Below are 21468 nucleotides of genomic sequence, written 5' to 3'. Positions count from 1 at the left end.
GGCCGTGGGCGTGGGCTGGTTGGCCGCGTTGATCGCGGCAATGGCCGCGACCAGTGCGGCGTTGTTCTGCGCGTTGTTGTTGCTGTTGCCGCCGCAGCCGGCCACGGCCAGAGAGAGCGCGAGGGGCGTCAGGGCCCACCACGCGCGCGTGGAATTCTTGTTCATGGAGAGTGCTTCCCGAGTGGTGTTATTCGAAGGACAACGGGCGCTCCTCGCGCCCGCGTCCATGATGAGCACATTTCATTCCCGTGCGTGTCGCGTTCGTGCCGGGGGCGCCGCAGGGCCCCGCGCCGCGCGCCACAATAGCCGCCATGTCCGACGTGCATTCCGATCAATTGCTCAGCGAAGTCGCGGCCCTGCCGCAGTTGCCGGGTGTCTACCGCTATTTCGACGCGGCCGGCGCCGTGCTGTATGTGGGCAAGGCGCGCAACCTCAAGAAGCGGGTCGCCAACTACTTCCAGAAGAGCCACGGGGGCACCCGCATCGGCCACATGATCTCGAAGATCGTGCGCATGGAGACCACCGTGGTGCGCTCCGAAGCCGAGGCGCTGCTGCTCGAGAACAACCTGATCAAGACGCTCAAGCCGCGCTACAACATCCTGTTTCGCGACGACAAGAGCTATCCCTACCTGAAGATCGCCTCGCACGGGTTTCCGCGGCTGGCCTACTACCGCGGCGCGGTCGACAAGAAGCACCGCTACTTCGGGCCGTACCCGAGCGCGTGGGCGGTGAAGGAGTCGATCCAGCTGCTGCAGAAGGTGTTCCGCCTGCGCACCTGCGAGGACACGGTGTACGCCAACCGCACGCGGCCCTGCCTGCTGTACCAGATCAAGCGCTGCAGCGGCCCCTGCGTGGGCCTCATTTCGCCCGAGGCCTACGCGCAGGACGTGGCCAGCGCCGAGGCCTTCCTGCTCGGCGACACGCAGGGCGTGCTCTCCACGCTGGAGCAGCGCATGACGGCGCATGCCGAGAAGCTCGAGTTCGAGCAGGCGGCCGAGCTGCGCAACCAGATGTCAGCCATCTCGCGCGTGCTGCATCAGCAGTCGATCGAGGTGGTGTCCGACAAGGACGTCGACATCCTCGCGGTCAAGGTGCAGGGCGGCAAGGCCTGCGTCAACCTCGCGATGGTGCGCGGCGGGCGCCACCTGGGCGACCGCGCGTACTTTCCGGTGCACGTGGACGACGCGGCGCAGATCCATCACGGCGAGCTCGACGCCGAAGAGGGCGCCGACCCGGTGGTCGCCGACCCGATCGAGGTGCAGGTGCTCGAAGCCTTCATCGCCCAGCACTACATCGACGTGCCGGTGCCCGCCACGCTGGTGCTGGGCCGGCAGGTGAGCCGGGCGCTCATCGAGGCGATTTCGCAGCAGGCCGGCGCGCGCGTGACGGCCGTGTTCCAGCCGCACGAGCAGCGCCGCCACTGGCTCGAGATGGCCGAGACGAATGCCGGCCTGCAGCTGGCGCGGCTGCTGGCCGAAGAAGGCTCGCAGCAGGCGCGCACCCGTGCGCTGGCCGACGCGCTCGAGCTGGCATCGGACGACCTGGAGAACTTCCGCGTCGAGTGCTTCGACATCTCGCACACGGCGGGCGAGGCCACGCAGGCCTCGTGCGTGGTGTTCGCGCACCACACGATGCAGAACCGCGAGTACCGCCGCTACAACATCGAGGGCATCACGCCCGGCGACGACTACGCCGCCATGCGCCAGGTGCTGCACCGCCGCTACGGCAAGCTGGCCGAGGCGCTCGCGGCTGAGACGCAGGCGCTGGCGCCGGGCGATGCCGAGAGCGAAGGGGCCGAGGGCGTCGAGGCGCCGCCGCCCCGGACGCCGGCCGCGCGCATGCCCGACCTGGTGCTGGTCGACGGCGGCAAGGGCCAGGTGTCGATGGCGCGCGAGGTGTTCAGCGAGCTGGGCCTGCCGCTGTCGCTGATCGTCGGCGTCGAGAAGGGCGAAGGCCGCAAGGTCGGGCTCGAAGAACTGGTGTTCGCCGACGGCCGCGAGAAGGTCTACCTCGGCAAGGATTCGGCGGCCCTGATGCTGGTGGCCCAGATCCGCGACGAGGCGCACCGCTTCGCCATCACCGGCATGCGGGCCAAGCGCGCCAAGGTGCGCGTGGGCGGCAGCCAGCTCGAAGACATTCCGGGCATCGGCCCGAAGCGCCGGGCGCGTCTGCTGCAGCGTTTCGGTGGCATCCGCGGCGTGGCGGCGGCGAGCGTCGAAGACCTCGCCTCGGTCGAGGGCATCGCCACCGAACTGGCCGAGGAAATCTATCGCGCGCTGCGTTGAAGCCGGGATTGCCCCCGTCCTTCCGGCGCTTCACGCGTGCATGACACAATCGCCCGCATGTTCTGGACCCTACCGACCATCATGACCTGGACGCGCATCGTCGCGATTCCGTTGATCGTCGGCGTTTTCTACCTGCCGATCAGCGAACCGACGCGCAACCTGATCGCCACGGTCATGTTCATCGTGTTCGCCGCCACCGACTGGCTCGACGGCTACCTGGCGCGCAAGCTCAACCAGACCTCTTCCTTCGGCGCCTTCCTCGATCCGGTGGCCGACAAGTTTCTCGTCTGCGCCGCGCTGCTGGTGCTGGTGCATCTGCAGCGTGCCGACGTGTTCGTGGCGCTCATCATCATCGGGCGCGAGATCGCCATCTCGGCGCTGCGCGAATGGATGGCGCGCATCGGCGCCGGCAAGAGCGTGGCGGTCCACATGATCGGCAAGGTCAAGACGACCGTGCAGATGGTCGCGATTCCCTTCCTGCTCTATGACGGGCATCTCTTCAAGGTGATCGACACCGGCCTGTGGGGCCAGTGGCTGATCTGGATCTCGGCGGTGCTCACCGTCTGGTCGATGGTCTATTACCTGCAAAAGGCTATTCCCGAGATCCGGGCCCACTCCAAATGACCGCGGCCGTCTCGGTCCGCAACGCAGGATGGCTGCGGGCGATGCCGGCGGTCTTCGTGCTGATCTGGAGCACGGGTTTCATCGTTGCGCGCTATGGCATGCCCTATGCGCCGCCCCTCAAGTTCCTTGCCGTGCGCTATGCGCTGTCGCTCGCCTGCTTCGGCGTGTGGGTCATGCTCGCGCGGGTGGCGTGGCCGGCGAAGCGCGCGCAATGGGGGCACTTGGCGGTCACGGGCGTGCTGATGCAGGCCGGCTACCTGGGCGGTGTGTGGGCTGCTGTGCATGCGGGCATGGGTGCGGGGCTGGTGGCGCTGCTGGTCGGCATCCAGCCGGTGCTCACGGCGGTGTGGCTGTCTTTCAACGGCGGGCGCATTTCGGGACGGCAATGGACCGGGCTGGCCCTGGGTTTCGCCGGGCTGGTCTTGGTGGTGTCGCGCAAGCTGGGGCAGGGCACCGAGGTCAACGCGCTGACGATGGGGCTGGCCGTGATGGCGCTGCTGTCGATCACGGCGGGCACGCTGTACCAGAAGCGCTTCGTGGCGCCTTGCGACGTGCGCAGCGCCAGCGCGGTGCAGATGGCCGCCGCGCTGCTCGTGACCCTGCCTTTCGCCGCGCTCGAGGCGCAGGCCATCGAATGGAACACGCACTCGATCGGCGCGATGGCATGGTCGGTGCTGGCGCTGTCGCTGGGCGGCAGTTCGCTGCTCTATATGTTGATCCAGCGCGGCACGGCCACCGCCGTCACCAGCCTGCTGTACCTGGTGCCGCCGTGCACGGCGCTGATGGCCTGGCTGCTGTTCGCCGAACCGATCACCTGGACCACGGTGCTGGGCATCGGGCTGACGGCCGTCGGCGTGAGCCTCGTGGTGCGCGCGGAGCGCTGACCGACCCTGCCTTCAGCGCCCGGCCGGCTTGGCCGGCTTCCAGGGCTCCGAGCGGAACTGTTCGACCAGGTGATCGACCAGCAGGCGCACGCGGCGCGGCGTCTTTGGCCGCCACGGCGCGACCCAGTGGATGTCGGCGTCGGGCATGCTGTACGGCGGCAGCACGCGCACCAGCTCGCCGCTTGCGAGTTGCGGCGCGATGTCCCAGAGGCTGCGCAGCATGACACCGTGGCCCGCGAGGCACCAGTCGCGCACCATTTCTCCTGAATTGCTCGTGAGCGGACCCTGCACCCGCACGCGCGCCGTGCTGCCGTCGCGCGCGTAGCGCAGCGTCCAGAGCGCGAACTGGCGCGACTGCGCGGCGTCGCCGTTCTCGCGCGCGATCAGGCAGTCGTGCGTGGCCAGCGCTTCCACCGTGGCCGGCGTGCCGCGGCGTGCCAGGTAGTCGGGCGAGGCGGCCAGCACGCGCTGGTTGCGCGCGATGCGGCGCGTGGTCCAGTCGGCGGCGCGGTGCTGCTGCACCGCCCACAGCCAGACCGCGCCGTCGTAGCCTTCGGCGCCGAGGTCGGGCAGCTGCTCGGTCAGCAGCAGCTCGACCTGCAGGCCGGGGTGCTGCGCCTGGAAGTCCGCGAGTGCCGGGCCGAGCCAGTGCCGGCCGAAGCCGAAGGTGGCCGCGAGGCGGACCGTGCCGATCAGCGCGTTCTGCCGTTCGCCGAGTTCGCTTTCGAGCGCCGCGAAGCCTTCGAGCAGCGTGCGCGCATGCAGGCACACGGCCTCGCCCTCGGCCGTGACGCTGAGCCGCCGCGTCGTGCGGTCGAACAGCCGCTGTCCGAGCCGGGCCTCCAGCGCGCCGAGCCGCTTGGTGATGACCGAGGGCACCACGTCGAGCGTGGCGGCTGCGCCGGCCAGGCTGCCCTGGTCGCGGATGGCCAGCACCAGTTCGAGATCGCCGCGTTCCATCGCGTGGGGATTCATGCCAAAGTGGAAAGTATGAATTGGCTGATTGTTGCTTGATGGCCGCCAGGGTGCAACGCACAATCGCGGCGTGACGGCTTCCTTCCTCGACTTTCCCCGCTTCGACATCGCCCGCGATGGCGTGCGCATCCACGGTCGCATCGGCGGGCAGGGCGCTCCCTTGCTGCTGTTGCACGGCCATCCGCAGACGCATGCGATCTGGCACCGCGTGGCGCCCGCGCTGGCCGAGCGCTTCACGGTGATCGCCGTGGACCTGCGCGGCTACGGCGACTCGGGTCGACCGGCGGCCGACGCCGAGCACGCGGTCTACAGCAAGCGGGAGATGGCGCGCGACGCGCTGGCCGCCATGCATCACCATGGCTTCGAACGCTTCGCCGTGCTGGCCCACGACCGCGGCGCGCGCGTGGCGCACCGGCTCGCGGCCGACCATCCCGGCGCGGTCGAGCGCATGCTGCTGCTCGACGTCGCGCCGACGCTGGCCATGTACGAACACACCTCCGAAGCATTTGCCAAGGCCTACTGGCACTGGTTCTTCCTGATCCAGTCGCCGCCGCTGCCCGAGGCGCTGATTGCGTCCGACCCGGTGCGCTACGTGCGCAGCGTGATGGGCGGGCGGCACGCGGGGCTTGCGCCGTTCGCGCCCGAGGTGCTGGCCGAGTACGAACGCTGCATCGCCATCCCGGGCACGGCCGAATCCATCTGCGAGGACTACCGCGCCTCCGCCACCATCGACCTCGTGCACGACCGCGCCGACATCGCCGCCGGCCGCCGCCTCGCGCAGCCGCTGCGCGTGCTGTGGGGCGAGCACGGGGCGGTGGGGCGCGCGTTCGATGTGCTTTCGCTGTGGCGCGAGCGGGCCGACGACGTGTCGGGCCGCGCGCTGCCCTGCGGCCACTACATCCCCGAAGAAGCCCCCGACGCCCTGCTGGCCGAGGCGCTGAATTTTTTCGTTTCCCCCGAACACCCAGGAGCCACTTCATGAGCACCCACAGAATCGCAGTCATCGCCGGCGACGGCATCGGCAAGGAAGTCATGCCCGAGGGGCTGCGCGTGCTCGATGCGGCGGCGCGCAAATTCGGCATCGACCTGAAGTTCGACCACTTCGACTTCTCGAGCTGGGACTATTACGAGAAGCACGGCCAGATGCTGCCCGACAACTGGAAGGACCAGATCGGCGGCCACGACGCCATCTTTTTCGGCGCGGTCGGCTGGCCCGAGAAGATTCCCGACCACGTGTCGCTGTGGGGCTCGCTGCTCATGTTCCGCCGCGAGTTCGACCAGTACATCAACCTGCGTCCCGCGCGCCTGATGCCCGGCATCGTCGCGCCCGTGGTGCGCCGCGACGGCACGCCGCGCCAACCCGGCGAGATCGACATGTACATCGTGCGCGAGAACACCGAGGGCGAGTACTCGAGCATCGGCGGGCGCATGTACCAGGGCACGCCGCGCGAGATCGTGGTGCAGGAAACCGTGATGTCGCGCGTGGGCGTCGACCGCGTGCTGAAGTTCGCCTTCGAGCTCGCACAATCGCGGCCGAAGAAGCACCTGACCAGCGCCACCAAGTCGAACGGCATCTCGATCACCATGCCGTACTGGGACGAGCGCGTGGTGGAAATGGCCAAGGGCTACCCGGGCATCACGCTGGACAAGTTCCACATCGACATCCTCACGGCGCACTTCGTGCAGCGGCCCGACTTCTTCGACGTGGTGGTGGCGAGCAACCTGTTCGGCGACATCCTGTCCGACCTGGGCCCGGCCTGCACCGGCACCATCGGCATCGCGCCCAGCGCCAACCTCAACCCCGAGCGCACCACGCCCTCGCTGTTCGAGCCGGTGCACGGCTCGGCGCCGGACATCGCCGGGCAGGGCATCGCCAACCCGATCGGGCAGATCTGGTGCGGCGCGATGATGCTGGAGTTTCTCGGCCACAAGGACGCGCACGACGCGATCCTGGCGACCATCGAGAAGGTGCTCGCGCCCCAAAGCGGCGCACCGCGCACGCCGGACATTGGCGGCCGGGCGGGCACGGCCGACCTCGGAAAGGCAATTGCCGAGGCCCTTTGAAAAGTACGTCGCGAAACGCCCCTAAAATCGCGCGCTCCGCTGGGCTGCAGTGCGTTGTGTCTTATTGACACCCCGCAGACCAGTGGTTGTAATCCTCGCTGGCAGTGCGCTGCCGAGGCGTCAGGCCTGCCATGTTCTTGAGTCGCTCCCGTCGCGGCCAGGTCGCAGCTGACGAAAGCCGACCAACTTTTTTTCGACAAGGGGCCCTTGTGAACAAGACCGAACTGATTGAGCACATCGCAAAGAACGCCGATATTTCCAAAGCCGCAGCGACCCGTGCGCTCGAATCCACCATTGGCGCCATTCGTACCACGCTCAAGAAGGGCGGTTCCGTGTCGCTCGTCGGTTTCGGCACTTTCGCAGTCGGCAAACGCGCAGCCCGCACCGGCCGGAATCCCCGCACCGGCGACGCGATTAAAATCAAGGCAGCCAAGATCCCGAAGTTCCGTCCCGGCAAGGCGCTCAAAGACGCGCTGAACTGAGGCTGTAGACTCGGAGAGTATTCCAGGTGGGGTGCTTAGCTCAGTTGGTAGAGCGGCGCCCTTACAAGGCGTAGGTCGGGGGTTCGAGCCCCTCAGCACCCACCACCACCCGATGCAAAGGCGAACACCGGTTCGCCTTTTTTATTGCCGTCCGGCGCCCGTCGAAAAAGAGTGTTCAAGCATGTTTGATACCTTCCGCAAGTACAACAAAGTCGTGATGATTTTCTTGTTCTTGCTGATCATTCCCTCGTTCGTCTTCTTTGGTGTCGAGCGCTACCAGGGCATGGGCGGCGACGAGAAGGTGGCCCGCATCCAGGGCCATGACATCACCAAGCCCGAGTGGGACCAGCAGCACCGCGTCGAGACCGACCGCATCCGCCAGCAGTCGCCCAACGTCGATCCGACGCTGCTCGACTCCGACGCGCTGCGCTACGCCACGCTGGAACGCATGGTGCGCGATCGCGTGCTGGCGGCTGCGGCGGTCAAGACCAACATGTCGGTGTCCGAAGACCGCCTTACGCGCATGTTCGCGCAGGACGCCGGCCTGGCTGCGTTCCGCACGGCCGACGGCAAGTTCGACCGCGAAGCCTTCCTGCGCGCCACCGGCCGCACGCCCGAGCAGTACGAAGCGTCGGTGCGCGCCGACATGGCCTCGCAGCAGGTGCTGCTGGGCGTGACCGGCACGAGCTTCGCCCCGGCGGCGCTGACCGCGGCCACGGTGAATGCCTTCTACGACCGCCGTGAAATCCAGGTCGCGCGCTTCGCGCCCGAAAGCTTCGCCTCGAAGGTCACGGTCAGCGATGCCGACATCGAGGCCTACTACAAGGACCACACGTCGCAGTTCCAGGCGCCGGAGCAGGCCAGCATCGAGTACCTCGTGCTCGACCTCGAAGCCGCGAAGAAGAACATCGTCGCGAACGAAGCCGACCTCAAGACCTACTACGAGCAGAACACCGCGCGCTTCGGCACCAAGGAAGAACGCCGTGCAAGCCACATCTTGATCACCGCGCCGGCCAGCATGTCCAGCGGCGACCGCGCCAAGGCGAAGGCCAAGGCCGAGCAGCTGCTGGCTGATGTGAAGAAGGCACCGGCCACCTTCGCCGACGTGGCACGCAAGAACTCGCAGGACCCCGGCTCGGCCGAGAAGGGCGGCGACCTTGACTTCGTCACGCGCGGCGCGATGGTCAAGCCGTTCGAAGATGCGATGTTCGCGCTCAAGAAGGGCGACATCAGCGACCTCGTCGAGACCGAGTTCGGCTATCACATCATCCAGCTGACCGACATCAAGCCGGCCGTGGTGCCGCCTTTCGAGAAGGTGCGCGCGACCATCGAGAACGAAGTGCGCGCCCAACAAGCCACGCAGGAATTCGCGAAGGCTGCGGAAATTTTCACGGACACCGTCTATCAGCAACCCGAGAGCCTGAAGCCGGCCGCCGAGAAGCTGAAGCTCACGATCCAGACCGCCACCAACGTGCCGCGCACGCCCGCACCGGGCGCCACCGGCCCGCTCGCCAGCCGCAACTTCCTGCAGGCGCTGTATGCCTCCGACTCGCTCGACCGCAAGCAGAACACCGAAGCCATCGAAGTCGGTCCGAACCAACTCGCATCGGGCCGCGTGACGCAGTACACGGCCGCACATCCGATTCCGTTGGCCGAGGTGAAGGACAAGATCCGCGCACAGCTCATCACCGAGCGCGCCGCAGCACTGGCCAAGACCGAGGGCGAAGCCAAGCTTGCCGCGTGGAAGGTGAAGGCCGACGGCGCCACCTTCGGCGCACCGGTCACGGTGTCGCGCATCGATGCCCAGTCGCAGCCGACGCCGGTGATCGACGCCGCACTGCGTGCCGACGGCGCCAAGCTGCCCGCGCTGCTCGGCGTGGATCTCGGCACGCAAGGCTATGCCGTGGTCCGCGTGACCAAGGTCGTGCCGCGCACGCCGCCGACGGCCGAGCAGGCGCAGCAGGAAAGCATGCAGATCGCCCAGTCGGTGACTGCCGCGGAAGCCGCTGCCTACTACGAACTGCTGAAGCAACGCTTCAAGGTGGAGATCCTCGTGCCGAAGCCAGCGGACACGCTGCCGACTGCTGCAGCGGCGCGCTGAGACACAGACGGGCAACTGCTGCTCGCAACAAGCCCGGGTTCGACGACCCGGGCTTTTTTTTTGGTCGCACGAGGGACAAGCGCGGTTCGCGCTTCTTGCCAGAATCCGGCGCATGGGAACCCTTTACCTCGTGCGCCACGGGCAGGCCAGTTTCGGTGCTGCCGACTATGACAACCTGAGCGAACTCGGACACCGGCAGTCCGTGCGCCTGGGCGAATACTGGCGCGAGCGCGGCATGCGTTTCGATGCCGTCATCACCGGCACCCTGAAGCGCCACAAACAGACCTGGGAAGCCATCGCGCAGGGGCTCGGGCTGTCGCGCGACGACGTGCTGCCGTGGCCGGGACTCAACGAATACGACAGCGAAGCCGTCATTGCCACGGTGCACCAGGGCAAGCTCGAGAAGCCCGATTCGCCCGAGATGTACCGCCATCATTTCCGCCTGCTGCGCGATGGGCTCGGCGCGTGGATGCAGGGGCGCACGGCGCCGGTCGGCATGCCGAGCTACGTCGACTTCCTGGCCGGCGTGACGACGGCGCTCGACCATGTGCGCGAGCGGCACCACGGCGCGAAGGTGCTGGTGGTGTCGAGTGGCGGGCCGATCAGCACCGCGGTCGGCCATGTGCTGGGCACGAGCGCCGAGACGACCATCGAACTCAACCTGCGCATCCGCAACAGCTCGGTGACCGAGTTCGCCTTCACGCCGAAGCGGCACATGCTCGTGACCTACAACACCTTGCCGCACCTCGACGGCCCGGCGTACGAGGACTGGGTCACCTACTCCTGAACAGTGTCAGGCCTGCCAGACGCCGTAGCCGGCGCGGCGCAGGGCGATGCCCAGATCGACCTCCATCAGCCGCGCATCGTCGTACGGCATCGGGTTGTAGCGTTCGTAGAGCGCGGGCAACAGCCGCAGGCCGAATTCCTGCACGAAGCGGTTGGCCTGGATGCCGGCCTTGTGCTTGTCGAAACGGATGTCGGGGTCCAGGCCGGTCATGCCGACATAGACGAAGGGCTTGCCGAGCTGGTAGTCAGGGTTGGCGCGCCGGAAGCGGCCATTGTTCCAGACGCGGTCGTCGAGTTCGACCACATAGACGTGGTGACGGGCGCGTGGTTTGCGGGGCATCGACGGGAAGGCCTCGCGAGGCTGGCTGAAGAAGTGTGGGGCCCAGGCAGCCGGAAGAACCGCCGGCCGCGTTGCGCGGCACGGCGTCAGGGGCATCAGCTCTTGCGCTTGATGAGGCCGTAGAGAATCAGCAGCACGATCGCGCCCAGCACGGAGGCGATGAAGCCAGCGCCCTGGCCGGCGGTGTACCAGCCCATCGCCTGGCCGAGGTAGGTCACGCCCAGCGAACCTGCAATGCCGATCAGCGTGGTCACGATGAAGCCGGCGGAATCGTTGCCCGGCTTGACGGCCCGCGCCACGAGACCCACGACGAACCCGATCAGGATAGTCCAGACGATGCTCATGAAGAAGTTCCTTTGATGAAGTGAAGTGGCGAAAGCCGGGCCCGGTCGGGCCGCTCGCATTCATGATAGCGGAGCCATTCGCGCGTCGGCGTCGGCTTGGTACATCGAACGGGCGACTGCGAAGTTATGCCCATGGGGCAGGGCGCATGTGTGGCGGCAGGCCATCGCGGACGGCCTCTGAAGGCGCTGGGCTGCATGTCGATGTGGCATTTCAGCGTCTTTGGTGATCGCGGAAGCGAAAGCCGCGATTTTTAACGCTACAATCAGAGGCTCTACGGTGGCTGTAGCTCAGTTGGTAGAGTCCCAGATTGTGATTCTGGTCGTCGTGGGTTCGAGTCCCATCAGCCACCCCAAAAAATTCAGTCCCAGCGCTATTTCTCAATAGCACCCAAGGGATTCCAGCGCCGGGCTTGCCCGGCGTTGTCATTTCTGGCTTCGCCGTCGCTTCAAGCGCCGGGTTGCACGCCGCATTCTTTCCCCACCGCCCCCGATTTTGAAAGTACCCAAAATGGTGCGCATGTGTTGCGGGTTGTTGCATTCCGCCAATGCGCCTGCATTTTTCTGCTGAAAAGGCGCTTGTGGCAAAAGTGGTTTGAATTAGAATTCAGCCGTTTTCAATTCACAACAGGAGTCCAACAATGGCTTCGTCACTCGCCGATATCAATTCCCAGATCCAGAAGCACGACGAGCAGATTGCGCAATTGCGCAAGCAGGCCGAAGACCTGCGTAACCAGGAACGGGCCGGCGTGATCGAAGAAGTGCGCAGGAAGATTGCGGAATACGGTTTGACCGCTTCCGATCTGAAGCTGGGTGGTGGTCGTGCCGCCGCAACCAAGCGCAGCGCAGGTCCTGCAGCCGCCAAGGCCGCCGCCAAATACCGTGGCCCGACGGGCGAAACCTGGTCTGGTGGCCGTGGCCGCAAGCCGCGCTGGGTCACGGAAGCCCTGGCAGCCGGCAAGTCGCTCTCCGATTACGAGATCAAGTGATTGCCTGCAGAATCAGTTGGACATTCGCCCAATAAAAAAGCCCGCTTCGGCGGGCTTTTTTATTGGAGGGCGCGCACAGTGATGTGCGCGCGTCCGATCAGTTCACCATCACCAGTTTTCCCTTGACGCCGCGCGATCCCATGTGCGCATAGGCGGCCTTCAATTCGGCCATCGGCATCGTGCTGTCGATCACCGGCTTGATTTTTCCCTGGCCGTACCACTGGGCCAATTCGGCCATCATCTGTGCATTGGCCTTGGGTTCGCGCTTCGCGAAATCGCCCCAGAACACGCCCACGAGCGACGCGCCTTTGAGCAGCGTGAGATTCAATGGCAGCGACGGGATCGGGCCCGATGCAAAACCGACCACCAAATAGCGACCGCGCCAGCCAATCGAGCGGAATGCGGGTTCTGCGAAATCGCCGCCCACGGGGTCGTAAATCACATCCGGGCCTTTGCCGTCGGTTGCGGCTTTGATGGCATCGCGGAAACCATTGGGCAGTGCGTGCGTCGTGTAATTGATCGTCGCGTCGGCGCCGATCGAGCGGCAGAGTTCGCACTTCTCGTCGGTCGATGCCGCAGCGATCACTTTGGCGCCCGCCGCTTTGGCGATCTGGATGGCTGCGGTGCCCACGCCGCCCGCTGCGCCGAGCACCAGCACGGTTTCTCCGGCCTTGAGCTGCGCGCGGTCCATCAGTGCGTGCCACGAGGTGGCGTAGATCATGATGAAAGCGGCCGCGTCGACATGGCCGAAACCTTCGGGCAGCGGCATGCACAGCGCGGCGGGTGCCAACGTGTGGGTGCCGAAGCCGCCCGTGCCCGAGAGGCACGCCACGTTCTGCCCGACCTTGAGGTGCGTCACGCCTTCGCCCACCGCCTGGATCACGCCCGCATATTCCGATCCGGGAACGAAGGGCAGCGGCGGCTTCATCTGGTATTTGTTCTGCACGATCAGCAGGTCGGGGAAATTCAGGCTGGCCGCCTTGATCTCGATCAGCACCTGGCCCGGGCCCGGCGTGGGGGTGGGCAGTTCTTTCCAGGTCAGCGCGTCGACGCCGGTGGGGTTTTCGCAAAGCCATGCGTGCATGCTCGGGGTCTCCTTCGAATGAGTCGTGTGGGCAATGAATTCGGGGCGATGATAGGCGGCGCTGTGGTGCGGCGTTGTCCCTGCTGCGACGCACCCCGCACCTACAATCCGCTGCACCCAGAAGCACCATGAAGATACTTATTTCCAATGACGATGGCTTTCAGGCGCCGGGCATCGTCGCGTTGCACGACGCACTCAAGGACATCGCCGACGTCGAGGTGGTGGCACCCGAGCACAACAACAGCGCCAAGTCGAACGCACTCACGCTGGCCGCACCGCTGTATGTGCACAAGGCGCACAACGGTTTCCGCTACGTGACGGGCACGCCGGCCGATTGCGTGCACATCGCGCTCAAGGGCCTGCTCGACTACCGGCCCGACCTGGTGGTCTCGGGCATCAACAACGGCGCCAACATGGGCGACGACACCATCTATTCAGGCACCGTGGGCGCGGCGATGGAGGCCTACCTGTTCGGCATCCCGGCCATCGCCTTCTCGCAGATCGAAAAAGGCTGGGCGCACGTGGATGCGGCGGCTCAGGTGGCGCGCCGGCTGGTGCAGCAGATCGAGCGCGAAAAGATGCTCGGTGGCCCCGCCTTCCTGCTCAACGTGAACGTGCCGAACCGCCCGTTCGACGAACTGAAGCCGGTCAAGGTGTGCCGGCTCGGCCGCCGCCATGCGGCCGAAAAGGTGATCACGCAGGACAGCCCGCGCGGCGAAACCATGTACTGGATCGCCGGTGCAGGCAGCGCCAAGGACAGCGGGGAGGGCACCGACTTCCACGCGACCGCGGCCGGCCACATCGCGCTGACGCCCTTGCAGATCGACCTGACCGACCACGCCAACCTGGGCCAATGGCGCGAGACGGTCGCCCGTCTCGGCAATTGACGACATGGCGACCCCTCCACGGCCCAGTTTCCCGGTTCGACTGACCCCCACCGCCTCGGCCGCCACGCGTGGGCGCATGCCCGCTGTGCCGGTCAAGCCGATGGTCCCGTCCACGCCCTCGATGGCGTCCGACGCCGTGCGAGCCCGCATGGTGCAAAAGCTCGCGGCGCAGGGCATCACCGACGCGCGCGTGCTGCGCGCTATGGGCACCGTCGAGCGGCATCGCTTCGTCGACAGCGCGCTGGTCAACCAGGCCTATGAAGACACCAGCCTGCCGATCGGGCTGGGGCAGACCATTTCCAAGCCCAATGTGGTGGCTCGCATGATCGAGCTGCTGCTGGGCGCGCCGGCGCTGGTCGGCAAGCCGCAGGAACGGCTGGGCCGCGTGCTCGAGATCGGCACCGGCTGCGGCTACCAGGCCGCGGTGCTGAATGAAGTGGCGACCGAGGTCTACAGCATCGAACGTCTGCGCGGGTTGCACGAGCGTGCGCGCACCAATCTGCGGCACTTCCGTCTGGCCACCGTCCACCTGATGTTGGGCGACGGCATGATCGGTTACGCGAAGGGTGCGCCGTACGCGGGCATCATCGCCGCGGCAGGCGGTGAGGCCGTGCCCGAGGCCTGGATCACGCAGCTCGCGGTGGGCGGGCGCATCGTCGCGCCGACCCATTCCGCCACCGGTGGACAGGCCCTCGTCGTGATCGACAAGACCCCCCGTGGGCTCGAGCGGCGCATTCTTGAGGCGGTTCACTTTGTCCCCCTAAAATCGGGCATCGCTTGAAGGAATAACAAATGCAGGGTTTTGGCAATCGGAGTTTGTTCGCAGGCATCACGTTGGCTGTTGTGCTCGTGATCGCGGGCTGCTCCGCACCGCGCGGTCCCGCACCGGTCGAAGACCGGGGCACCATGACGCGTGCTCCCGGGGCAACGACGCCCGGCGGTCCTCCCATCACGACCGACGCGTCCGGCAAACCGCTCCCCGGTATCGAGAACTACGGCAAGCCCGGCTACTACGCCGTGCGCCCCGGTGACTCCATCCGCCGCATCGGCAGCGAAACGGGCCAGCGCTGGCAGGACATCGTGCGCTGGAACAACCTCGACAACCCCGACCTGATCGAAGTCGGCCAGGTGTTGCGCGTGATTCCGCCGACCGGCGGGAGCACGGCGGTTGCCACGGCACCGTCCACCTCGGCGCCTGCTGCGCCCACCGAGGCGACCACCAAGCCGGTGGCCCCGCAGGCGTCCGTCACGCCGGCCGTGCCGGCCAGCGGCGCGAGCGGCACCACCAAGCCGCCTGTCACGGCCTCGCCTTCGGGCCCGAGCAGTTCGGGTGACGACGACCTGGGCTGGATCTGGCCTGCCAGCGGTTCGCTGATCGCCGGTTTCGACGAAGCCAAGAACAAGGGCTACGACATCAGCGGCAAGGCCGGCGATCCCGTGCTGGCCGCGGCCGACGGTCGCGTGGTCTACGCCGGTGCCGGCCTGCGCGGCTACGGCAACCTGATCATCCTGAAGCACAACAACACCTACCTCACGGCGTATGCGCACAACCAGACGCTGCTCGTGAAGGAAGACCAGTCGGTTCAGAAGGGCCAGAAGATCGCCGAAATGGGCAACAGCGACGCCGATCGCGTGAAGCTGCATTTCGAGATCCGCCGCCAGGGCAAGCCCGTCGACCCGTCGCGCTACCTGCCCAATCGGTGATGCCATGGCTGCCTCCCGCCCTCTCCGCACACTGCCCGTGCGCGGGCTGGCGGGGCAGGGCAGCCCTTCACCTCGAAGCAACGGCGGTGGCCGCAATGGTCATCAGGACAGCGGCGACGAGCCGCTGAGCACGGACTCTCTTCCCGACGACCCCGCAGCGGACCCATCGACTCCCTCCGCAGCATCGGCCCCGCCTCACGGCACCGCCGCCGAGGTCATGGGCGGCGAGGGCGCCGATGCGCTGACCATCTACCTGCGCCAGGTCCGGCGCACCGGACTCTTCACTCCTGCCGAGGAATACACCACCGCCTGCGCCGCACGCGCCGGCGATTTCGAGGCGCGGCAATCGATGATCGAGCACAACCTGCGGCTCGTGGTCAACATCGCCAAGAACTACCTGGGGCGCGGCATGCCGCTGTCCGACCTCATCGAGGAAGGCAACCTCGGGCTGATGCATGCCATCACCAAGTTCGAGCCTGAGCGCGGGTTTCGCTTCTCCACGTATGCGACCTGGTGGATCCGCCAGTCGGTCGAGCGCGCCGTCATCACGCAGTCGCGAGCGATCCGCCTGCCGGTGCATGTCGTGCGCGAACTGCAGCAGGTCCTGCGTGCGCGCCGCACGCTCGAGGGCGATGCGGAGTTCCTCGCGAGCCGGCCGGACGGCGTGCGCGTGGAGGACGTGGCCGCGCTGCTCGGCCGCGAGGTGCAGGCGGTGGCTGACCTGCTGGCGCTGGCGGAGGCGCCGCGTTCGCTCGATGCGGGCGACGCGCGCGGCGAAGAAGGCTTCACGCTGGCCGACACCGTGGCCTCCGACGACGAACAGGGCAACCCCGCCGGCGTGACGCACACGCACGAGGTGGAGCGCCTGCTCGATCAGTGGGTGCAGGCCCTCAACGCGCGGGAGCGCGAGGTGCTCGAAGGCCGCTACGGCCTGCACGACCGGGAGCCCGAGACGCTCGAGGTGCTGAGCGTGCGGCTGGGCCTGACACGCGAGCGCGTGCGGCAGATCCAGAACGAGGCCCTGGCCAAGATGCGCAAGCAGCTGGCGCGCTCCGGCGTCGGCCGCGACGCGCTGTTCTAGCGGTGTGAAGAAAAGAAGGTAACCCGTCGCGCCGGGACCACCCCGGCCACGCTGAGACAATCGGGGGATGACGGAATCCATCGAAGAAAAGAAAGTCCCCGCGAGCCCCGCCGATGAATGGCTCCAGGTCGAGTCGCTCGACCTGGACGCGCAAGGCGTCTCCCACAAGTCCGACGGCATGGTCGTCTTCATCGAAGGCGCATTGCCCTTCGAGGAGGTGCAGTTCAACGTGCATCGCCGCAAGAACAACTGGGAGCAGGGCACGGTCACGCAGATCCGCCGCGAGTCCTCGCAGCGCGTGCGACCGGGTTGCCCGCACTTCGGCCTGCACACGGGCGCATGCGGCGGCTGCAAGATGCAGCACCTGGACGCCGCCGCCCAGGTGGCGGTGAAGCAGCGTGCGCTGGAAGACAACCTCTGGCACCTGGGCAAGGTCAAGCCCGAGAACGTGCTGCGCCCGCTCGAAGGCCCGGCCTGGCATTACCGCTACCGCGCGCGCCTGTCGGTGCGCCACGTGGTCAAGAAGGGCACGGTGCTGATCGGCTTCCACGAGCGCAAGAGCCGCTACCTTGCCGACATGCAGGTCTGCCCCGTGCTGCCCAAGCAGGTCAGCGCCATGCTGATGCCGTTGCGCGCGCTGATCGGTTCCATGGACGCACGCGACACCTGTCCGCAGATCGAGCTGGCCTGCGGCGACGCGCCGGATTCGACCGCGCTGGGCACCATCGCCCTGGTGCTGCGTCACCTGGAGCCGCTGTCGGGCGCCGACATCGGACGGCTCAAGGCGTTCGCCGCCGAGAACGAGGGCGTTCAATGGTGGCTGCAGGCCAAGGGCCCGGACACCGTGAAGCTGCTGGAGGAGGGCGGCACGCCGCTGGCCTATCGCCTGCCCGCGTTCGGTGTGACGATGCCGTTCAAGCCCACCGATTTCACCCAGGTCAACCCGCACATCAATCGCGCGCTGGTCGGCAAGGCGCTGCGCCTGCTCGACGTGCAGCCCGAGGAGCGCGTGATCGACTGGTTCTGCGGCCTGGGCAACTTCACGCTGCCGCTGGCGAGCCAGGCGCGCGAGGTGCTGGGCATCGAGGGCAGCGACACGCTGGTGGCACGCGCGACCGACAACTTCCAGAGAAACCAGCCTGCAACGCCCGAGCGGCGTGCGCTGTCGGCCACCCGGTTCGTGGCGCGCAACCTGTTCGACATGACGCCCGAGATGCTGGTGGCCGACGGCAGTGCCGACAAGTGGCTGGTCGATCCGCCGCGCGAAGGTGCCTTCGCGCTGGCCAAGGCGATGGCCGACCTGCACCAGCAGCCTGAACTGCGCACCGGTGGCTGGACGCCGCCCAAGCGCATCGTGTACGTGAGCTGCAACCCGTCGACGCTGGCACGCGACGCCGGCCTGCTGGTGCACCAGGCGGGCTACCGCTGCACCTTCGCGGGGGTGGTGAACATGTTCCCGCACACGGCGCACGTCGAGTCGATCGCGGTCTTCGTGCTGGAATGAAAAAAGGCCCCTCGGGGCCTTTTTTCCTGGGGTCGGAGCAAGCCGCTCAGTCGCGCTCGCCGCCGAAGATGCCCAGCAAGGCCAGCAGGCTCTGGAACACGTTGAACATGTCCAGGTACAGGGCCAGCGTGGCGCTGATGTAGTTGGTTTCGCCACCGTCCATGATCTGCTTCAGGTCATAGAGCATGTAGGCCGAGAAGATGCCGATGGCCGCCACCGAGATCACCAGCATGCCGGTGCTCGAGCCCACGAAGACGTTGATGACGGCGCCGAGCATCAGCACCAGCGCACCGACGAACAGGAACTTGCCCATGCCGGACAGGTCGCGCTTGATGACCGTGGCCAGCGAGGCCATCACGAAGAACACGCCGGCGGTGCCGCCGAAGGCCGTCATGATCAGTTCGGGGCCGTTCTTGAAGCCCAGCACCATCGCCAACAGGCGCGACAGCATCAGGCCCATGAAGAAGGTGAAGCCCAGCAGCACCGGCACGCCGGCGGCGGAGTTCTTGGTCTTCTCGATCGCGAACATGAAGCCGAAGGCGCCGCCGAGGAAGACGATCAGGCCGAGTCCGCCGGTGAGCGAGCGGGTGATGCCGGTGCTCACGCCGATCCAGGCGCCCAGCACGGTGGGCAGCAGGCTCAGCGCCAGCAGCCAGTAGGTATTGCGCAGCACGCGCTGGCGTTCGGCCTGCGGCAGTGTCTGGCCGTAGCCGGTGGAAGTGTCGAGGGTGGTCACACGGTCGTTCATGGCCGAAGCTCCTGAGGTTGCTGCATGCAATGACACGCAGTTGGGCGCATTCTAGGGGGCTGCAAGAGGGGGCCTTGCAAAGACCGTATGCCCGTTGTTCTTAAGCCCTGGTGGGACGCTGCGGCGCCCCGCCGTTATGCTGTCGGGTTTCGACGCAACCTGAGCCTATCCATGAAGACCAAATCATTCCTCGAACTCGCCGACGTCAAGGCCATCGCCGCTGCAGCGGAAGCCGAGGCCCTGAAGAACAACTGGGCCGTGACCATCGCCATCTCCGACGACGCGGGCAACCTGCTCTGGCTGCAGCGCCTGGACGGCGCCGCCGCGCTGTCCTCGCACATCGCTCCCGCCAAGGCGCACACCGCCGCCATGGGCCGTCGCGAGAGCAAGGTCTATGAAGACATCATCAACGGCGGCCGTACCGCGTTCCTGACGGCGCCCCTGGTGGAAGGCCTGCTCGAAGGCGGCGTGCCGATCGTGAAGGACGGCCACGTCATCGGCGCTGTGGGCGTGAGCGGCGTGAAGTCGAACGAAGATGCGCAGATCGCCAAGGCCGGCATCGCCGCGCTCGGCCTGTAAGCCTTTTCATTCGCCCAAAGCAAAACGCCGACCATTTGGTCGGCGTTTTCTTTTTCGGGGCTTCAGCGTGAAAAAAAGCTTGGCTAGTCGGCGAACCGTTGGCTAGCAAAAAAACGACCCTTCGGAGATGAATCTCCTCGAGTCGCCCCACGATGAAACTTGCGCGAGGGGCGGGCTGAACGACCTACTTGGTCAGGATCAGCTTGCCGAGTTTGGTGGCTTGAAGCCGGTAGAGCGAGCCGTTGTGCATGATGCCCACGGTCTTGCTTCCCTTCAGAAGCTCCGTGCTTTCGACCATCGGCGCCGGACGCGCTGCCTGGATCGATGCATGACCGCCACCCGATTGGTCGAGCGAAGGGTGGTTCAGGACAGAAAAGGCATTCGGGGTGGCTGGCATCTGGAGTTCCCTTTATGGAAGCGATGAGTGAATGATAATGATTCTCAATATAAAGTCAATCGTCGCGATCAACTTTTTTTCGATCCGTCATTCACCCGTTCAGATCACTTCGTGTCGGGCTCGGTGATGAAGCCGATCTTGCGCACGCCGGCTTCGCGTGCCTCAGCCATGGCCTTGGCCACGCGCTCGTAGCGCACGGCCTTGTCGCCGCGGATGTGCAGCTCGGGCTGCGGTTCCTTGGCCGCTTCGGCGGCCAGGCGGTTCGGCAGCTCGCTGTCGTCGATCTTCTGTTCGTTCCAGTAGTAGGCGCCGTCGGCCGTGACGCTGAACAGGATGTTCTGCGGCTTGGGCTGCTCGGGCTCGCTGCTGGCGCGGGGCAGGTCGATGTTGACCGCGTGCTTCATGACCGGCACGGTGATGATGAAGATGATCAGGAGCACCAGCATGACGTCGACCAGTGGCGTCATGTTGATCTCGTTCATCACCTCATCGGGTTCGTCTTGCGTTCCGAAAGCCATGATGCTGCTCAGCCCTTCTTGAGCGGAACCACGACGGCTTCACCGCTGCCGCTTTGCACCCGGGCGCCGGTCACGAAGTAGGCGTGCAGGTCATGGGCGAAGCTGTTGAGCTTGGTCAGCACGAACTTGTTGCCGCGCACCAGGGCGTTGTAGCCCAGCACGGCGGGGATGGCGACCGCCAGGCCCAGGGCCGTCATGATCAGTGCTTCGCCGATCGGGCCGGCCACCTTGTCGATGGTGGCCTGGCCGGCCGAGCCGATGCTCATCAGCGCGTGGTAGATGCCCCAGACGGTGCCGAACAGGCCGATGAACGGCGCCGTCGAACCCACCGAAGCGAGGATGGCGAGGCCGGTCTGCAGGCGCGCCGTGAAGGCGTCGATGCCGTTGCGCAGGGCGCGCGTGATCCAGTCGCTCACGTCGAGCGCGTCATGCAGGTGCGCCTTGGTGTTGCGGTGGTGGGCGGCGGCTTCGCGGCCCTCAAGCGCCAGGGCGCGGAAGGGGTTGCTGTCGTCGGTGCCCAGCTTGTTCAGGGCGGTGGCGAAGTCTTCGCTGTGCCAGAAGTCCTGCGAGTGCTTGGCCAGGCGCTTGTATTTGATGACGTCGAGCGCCTTCACGATGATCACGATCCACGATGCGAGGGACATGCCGATCAACAGAACCGCGACAGCCTTGGTGACGAAGTCGCCCTGATTCCAGACGTTCATCAAGCCAAATTGGGAATCCATACGAAGTTGCTCCAGAGAAAAATTAGTTCAGGACGTAGTTGACGGGGGCGTCGTAAGACATGGCCTGCACCACGCCGTTGACCTTGCCGGGCACGAACCGGCATTTCATGATGTATTCGACGGCGGCCTCGTCGAGGCGGTCGAAGCCGCTGGACTTCTTGACCTCGGCGCTCTTGGGCAGGCCGTCGGCGCCCACGAGCACGCGCACGATCACCTTGCCCTGCTCGCCGAGCCGCTTGCTCATGGCGGGATAGACCGCCTTCGGGTTCTGCAGGTAGTCGGCATTGCTCGACGGCAGCTGCACGGCAGGCGGCGCCGGAGGCGACGGCGGCGGTGCGGGAGGGGCTGGCGGCGCGGGCGGTGCCGGTGG

Annotated in this window: 24 protein-coding genes and 2 tRNA genes; 17 read left to right on the top strand and 9 right to left on the bottom strand. The window is 66.4% G+C overall.

The features are described 5' to 3' along the window. Positions 1-311: 311 nt before the first annotated feature. Genes uvrC through AC07Y4_RS29055 form a run of 3 tightly spaced genes read left to right on the top strand, consistent with a single transcriptional unit; the run spans position 312 to position 3793 of the window. Positions 312-2285 carry an excinuclease ABC subunit UvrC gene (gene uvrC, locus AC07Y4_RS29065; RefSeq protein ID WP_487849257.1) on the top strand — a complete coding sequence of 658 codons (1974 nt, stop codon included), beginning with the start codon at positions 312-314 and terminating at the stop codon, positions 2283-2285. Between the two features lie 57 nt (positions 2286-2342). Further along, positions 2343-2909 carry a CDP-diacylglycerol--glycerol-3-phosphate 3-phosphatidyltransferase gene (pgsA, locus tag AC07Y4_RS29060; protein WP_062479069.1) on the top strand — a complete coding sequence of 189 codons (567 nt, stop codon included), beginning with the start codon at positions 2343-2345 and terminating at the stop codon, positions 2907-2909. Continuing rightward, complete coding sequence (locus tag AC07Y4_RS29055) at positions 2906-3793, top strand: DMT family transporter (protein WP_062479066.1); 888 nt, start codon at positions 2906-2908, stop codon at positions 3791-3793. The genes pgsA and AC07Y4_RS29055 overlap by 4 nt, the downstream gene beginning before the upstream one ends. Positions 3794-3805: 12 nt before the next feature. Here the strand turns inward: AC07Y4_RS29055 and AC07Y4_RS29050 are convergent, their stop codons facing one another. Continuing rightward, positions 3806-4768: a LysR family transcriptional regulator gene (locus AC07Y4_RS29050; protein WP_487863347.1), complete on the bottom strand. Its 963-nt coding sequence runs from the start codon at positions 4766-4768 to the stop codon at positions 3806-3808. A 70-nt stretch (positions 4769-4838) separates the two neighbouring features. Between AC07Y4_RS29050 and AC07Y4_RS29045 the strand changes: the two genes are divergently transcribed. From AC07Y4_RS29045 to AC07Y4_RS29020, 6 genes are all read left to right on the top strand, one after another. Continuing rightward, positions 4839-5750, top strand: a complete 912-nt coding sequence (locus AC07Y4_RS29045) for an alpha/beta fold hydrolase (RefSeq protein ID WP_487849255.1) — start codon at positions 4839-4841, stop codon at positions 5748-5750. Further along, positions 5747-6832 carry a tartrate dehydrogenase gene (locus tag AC07Y4_RS29040; RefSeq protein WP_070059623.1) on the top strand — a complete coding sequence of 362 codons (1086 nt, stop codon included), beginning with the start codon at positions 5747-5749 and terminating at the stop codon, positions 6830-6832. The genes AC07Y4_RS29045 and AC07Y4_RS29040 overlap by 4 nt, the downstream gene beginning before the upstream one ends. A 209-nt stretch (positions 6833-7041) precedes the next feature. After that, complete coding sequence (locus tag AC07Y4_RS29035; RefSeq protein WP_007830705.1) at positions 7042-7314, top strand: HU family DNA-binding protein; 273 nt, start codon at positions 7042-7044, stop codon at positions 7312-7314. 29 nt (positions 7315-7343) lie between these two features. Further along, a tRNA-Val gene (locus tag AC07Y4_RS29030) sits at positions 7344-7419 on the top strand. 76 nt (positions 7420-7495) lie between these two features. Then, entirely contained in the window at positions 7496-9415 is a 1920-nt protein-coding gene (locus AC07Y4_RS29025; protein ID WP_487849254.1) for a SurA N-terminal domain-containing protein, read from the top strand. A 112-nt stretch (positions 9416-9527) separates the two neighbouring features. Beyond that, entirely contained in the window at positions 9528-10202 is a 675-nt protein-coding gene (locus AC07Y4_RS29020; RefSeq protein ID WP_487849253.1) for a histidine phosphatase family protein, read from the top strand. Positions 10203-10208: 6 nt separating this feature from the next. Here AC07Y4_RS29020 and AC07Y4_RS29015 read toward each other — a convergent pair whose 3' ends face one another. Both AC07Y4_RS29015 and AC07Y4_RS29010 read right to left on the bottom strand, forming a co-directional pair. Beyond that, positions 10209-10541: a hypothetical protein gene (locus AC07Y4_RS29015; RefSeq protein WP_095744681.1), complete on the bottom strand. Its 333-nt coding sequence runs from the start codon at positions 10539-10541 to the stop codon at positions 10209-10211. Between the two features lie 95 nt (positions 10542-10636). Beyond that, on the bottom strand, positions 10637-10885 hold the full coding sequence (locus AC07Y4_RS29010; RefSeq protein WP_062479046.1) for a GlsB/YeaQ/YmgE family stress response membrane protein: 249 nt from the start codon (positions 10883-10885) through the stop codon (positions 10637-10639). Between the two features lie 277 nt (positions 10886-11162). Between AC07Y4_RS29010 and AC07Y4_RS29005 the strand changes: the two genes are divergently transcribed. Both AC07Y4_RS29005 and AC07Y4_RS29000 read left to right on the top strand, forming a co-directional pair. Then, a tRNA-His gene (locus AC07Y4_RS29005) sits at positions 11163-11238 on the top strand. 285 nt (positions 11239-11523) lie between these two features. After that, on the top strand, positions 11524-11871 hold the full coding sequence (locus AC07Y4_RS29000; protein WP_056583066.1) for an H-NS histone family protein: 348 nt from the start codon (positions 11524-11526) through the stop codon (positions 11869-11871). Between the two features lie 97 nt (positions 11872-11968). Here AC07Y4_RS29000 and AC07Y4_RS28995 read toward each other — a convergent pair whose 3' ends face one another. After that, positions 11969-12955, bottom strand: a complete 987-nt coding sequence (locus tag AC07Y4_RS28995) for an NADPH:quinone oxidoreductase family protein (RefSeq protein WP_095744683.1) — start codon at positions 12953-12955, stop codon at positions 11969-11971. Positions 12956-13083: 128 nt separating this feature from the next. Between AC07Y4_RS28995 and surE the strand changes: the two genes are divergently transcribed. From surE to rlmD, 5 genes are all read left to right on the top strand, one after another. Beyond that, positions 13084-13842: a 5'/3'-nucleotidase SurE gene (gene surE / locus AC07Y4_RS28990; RefSeq protein ID WP_062479041.1), complete on the top strand. Its 759-nt coding sequence runs from the start codon at positions 13084-13086 to the stop codon at positions 13840-13842. Positions 13843-13846: 4 nt separating this feature from the next. Beyond that, on the top strand, positions 13847-14623 hold the full coding sequence (locus AC07Y4_RS28985) for a protein-L-isoaspartate(D-aspartate) O-methyltransferase (RefSeq protein WP_307638550.1): 777 nt from the start codon (positions 13847-13849) through the stop codon (positions 14621-14623). 11 nt (positions 14624-14634) lie between these two features. Continuing rightward, entirely contained in the window at positions 14635-15546 is a 912-nt protein-coding gene (locus tag AC07Y4_RS28980; protein WP_070059619.1) for a peptidoglycan DD-metalloendopeptidase family protein, read from the top strand. A gap of 4 nt (positions 15547-15550) precedes the next feature. Beyond that, positions 15551-16627, top strand: a complete 1077-nt coding sequence (locus tag AC07Y4_RS28975) for a sigma-70 family RNA polymerase sigma factor (RefSeq protein ID WP_487849252.1) — start codon at positions 15551-15553, stop codon at positions 16625-16627. A gap of 67 nt (positions 16628-16694) precedes the next feature. After that, complete coding sequence (rlmD, locus tag AC07Y4_RS28970) at positions 16695-18131, top strand: 23S rRNA (uracil(1939)-C(5))-methyltransferase RlmD (protein WP_487849251.1); 1437 nt, start codon at positions 16695-16697, stop codon at positions 18129-18131. A gap of 46 nt (positions 18132-18177) precedes the next feature. On the opposite strand, the gene AC07Y4_RS28965 is transcribed toward rlmD, so the two are convergent. Continuing rightward, positions 18178-18879 (bottom strand): Bax inhibitor-1/YccA family protein, encoded by a 702-nt coding sequence (locus AC07Y4_RS28965; RefSeq protein ID WP_062479032.1) that lies wholly within the window; start codon positions 18877-18879, stop codon positions 18178-18180. A gap of 171 nt (positions 18880-19050) precedes the next feature. Between AC07Y4_RS28965 and AC07Y4_RS28960 the strand changes: the two genes are divergently transcribed. Continuing rightward, positions 19051-19458 carry a GlcG/HbpS family heme-binding protein gene (locus tag AC07Y4_RS28960; RefSeq protein WP_056583078.1) on the top strand — a complete coding sequence of 136 codons (408 nt, stop codon included), beginning with the start codon at positions 19051-19053 and terminating at the stop codon, positions 19456-19458. A 184-nt stretch (positions 19459-19642) separates the two neighbouring features. Here the strand turns inward: AC07Y4_RS28960 and hemP are convergent, their stop codons facing one another. From hemP to AC07Y4_RS28940, 4 genes are all read right to left on the bottom strand, one after another. After that, positions 19643-19855, bottom strand: a complete 213-nt coding sequence (gene hemP, locus AC07Y4_RS28955) for a hemin uptake protein HemP (RefSeq protein ID WP_062479029.1) — start codon at positions 19853-19855, stop codon at positions 19643-19645. Between the two features lie 104 nt (positions 19856-19959). After that, positions 19960-20373 (bottom strand): ExbD/TolR family protein, encoded by a 414-nt coding sequence (locus tag AC07Y4_RS28950; RefSeq protein WP_062479026.1) that lies wholly within the window; start codon positions 20371-20373, stop codon positions 19960-19962. Between the two features lie 8 nt (positions 20374-20381). Next, on the bottom strand, positions 20382-21098 hold the full coding sequence (locus tag AC07Y4_RS28945) for a MotA/TolQ/ExbB proton channel family protein (protein WP_062479023.1): 717 nt from the start codon (positions 21096-21098) through the stop codon (positions 20382-20384). A 22-nt stretch (positions 21099-21120) separates the two neighbouring features. After that, the coding region (locus AC07Y4_RS28940; protein WP_495275470.1) for an energy transducer TonB at positions 21121-21468 on the bottom strand (348 nt) is incomplete at its 5' end.

Source organism: Variovorax sp. GW460-12-1-14-LB1, from assembly GCF_059423605.1.
The sequence above is the reverse complement of the archived record's forward strand: the minus strand, read 5'-3'. Positions and strand labels throughout refer to the sequence as shown.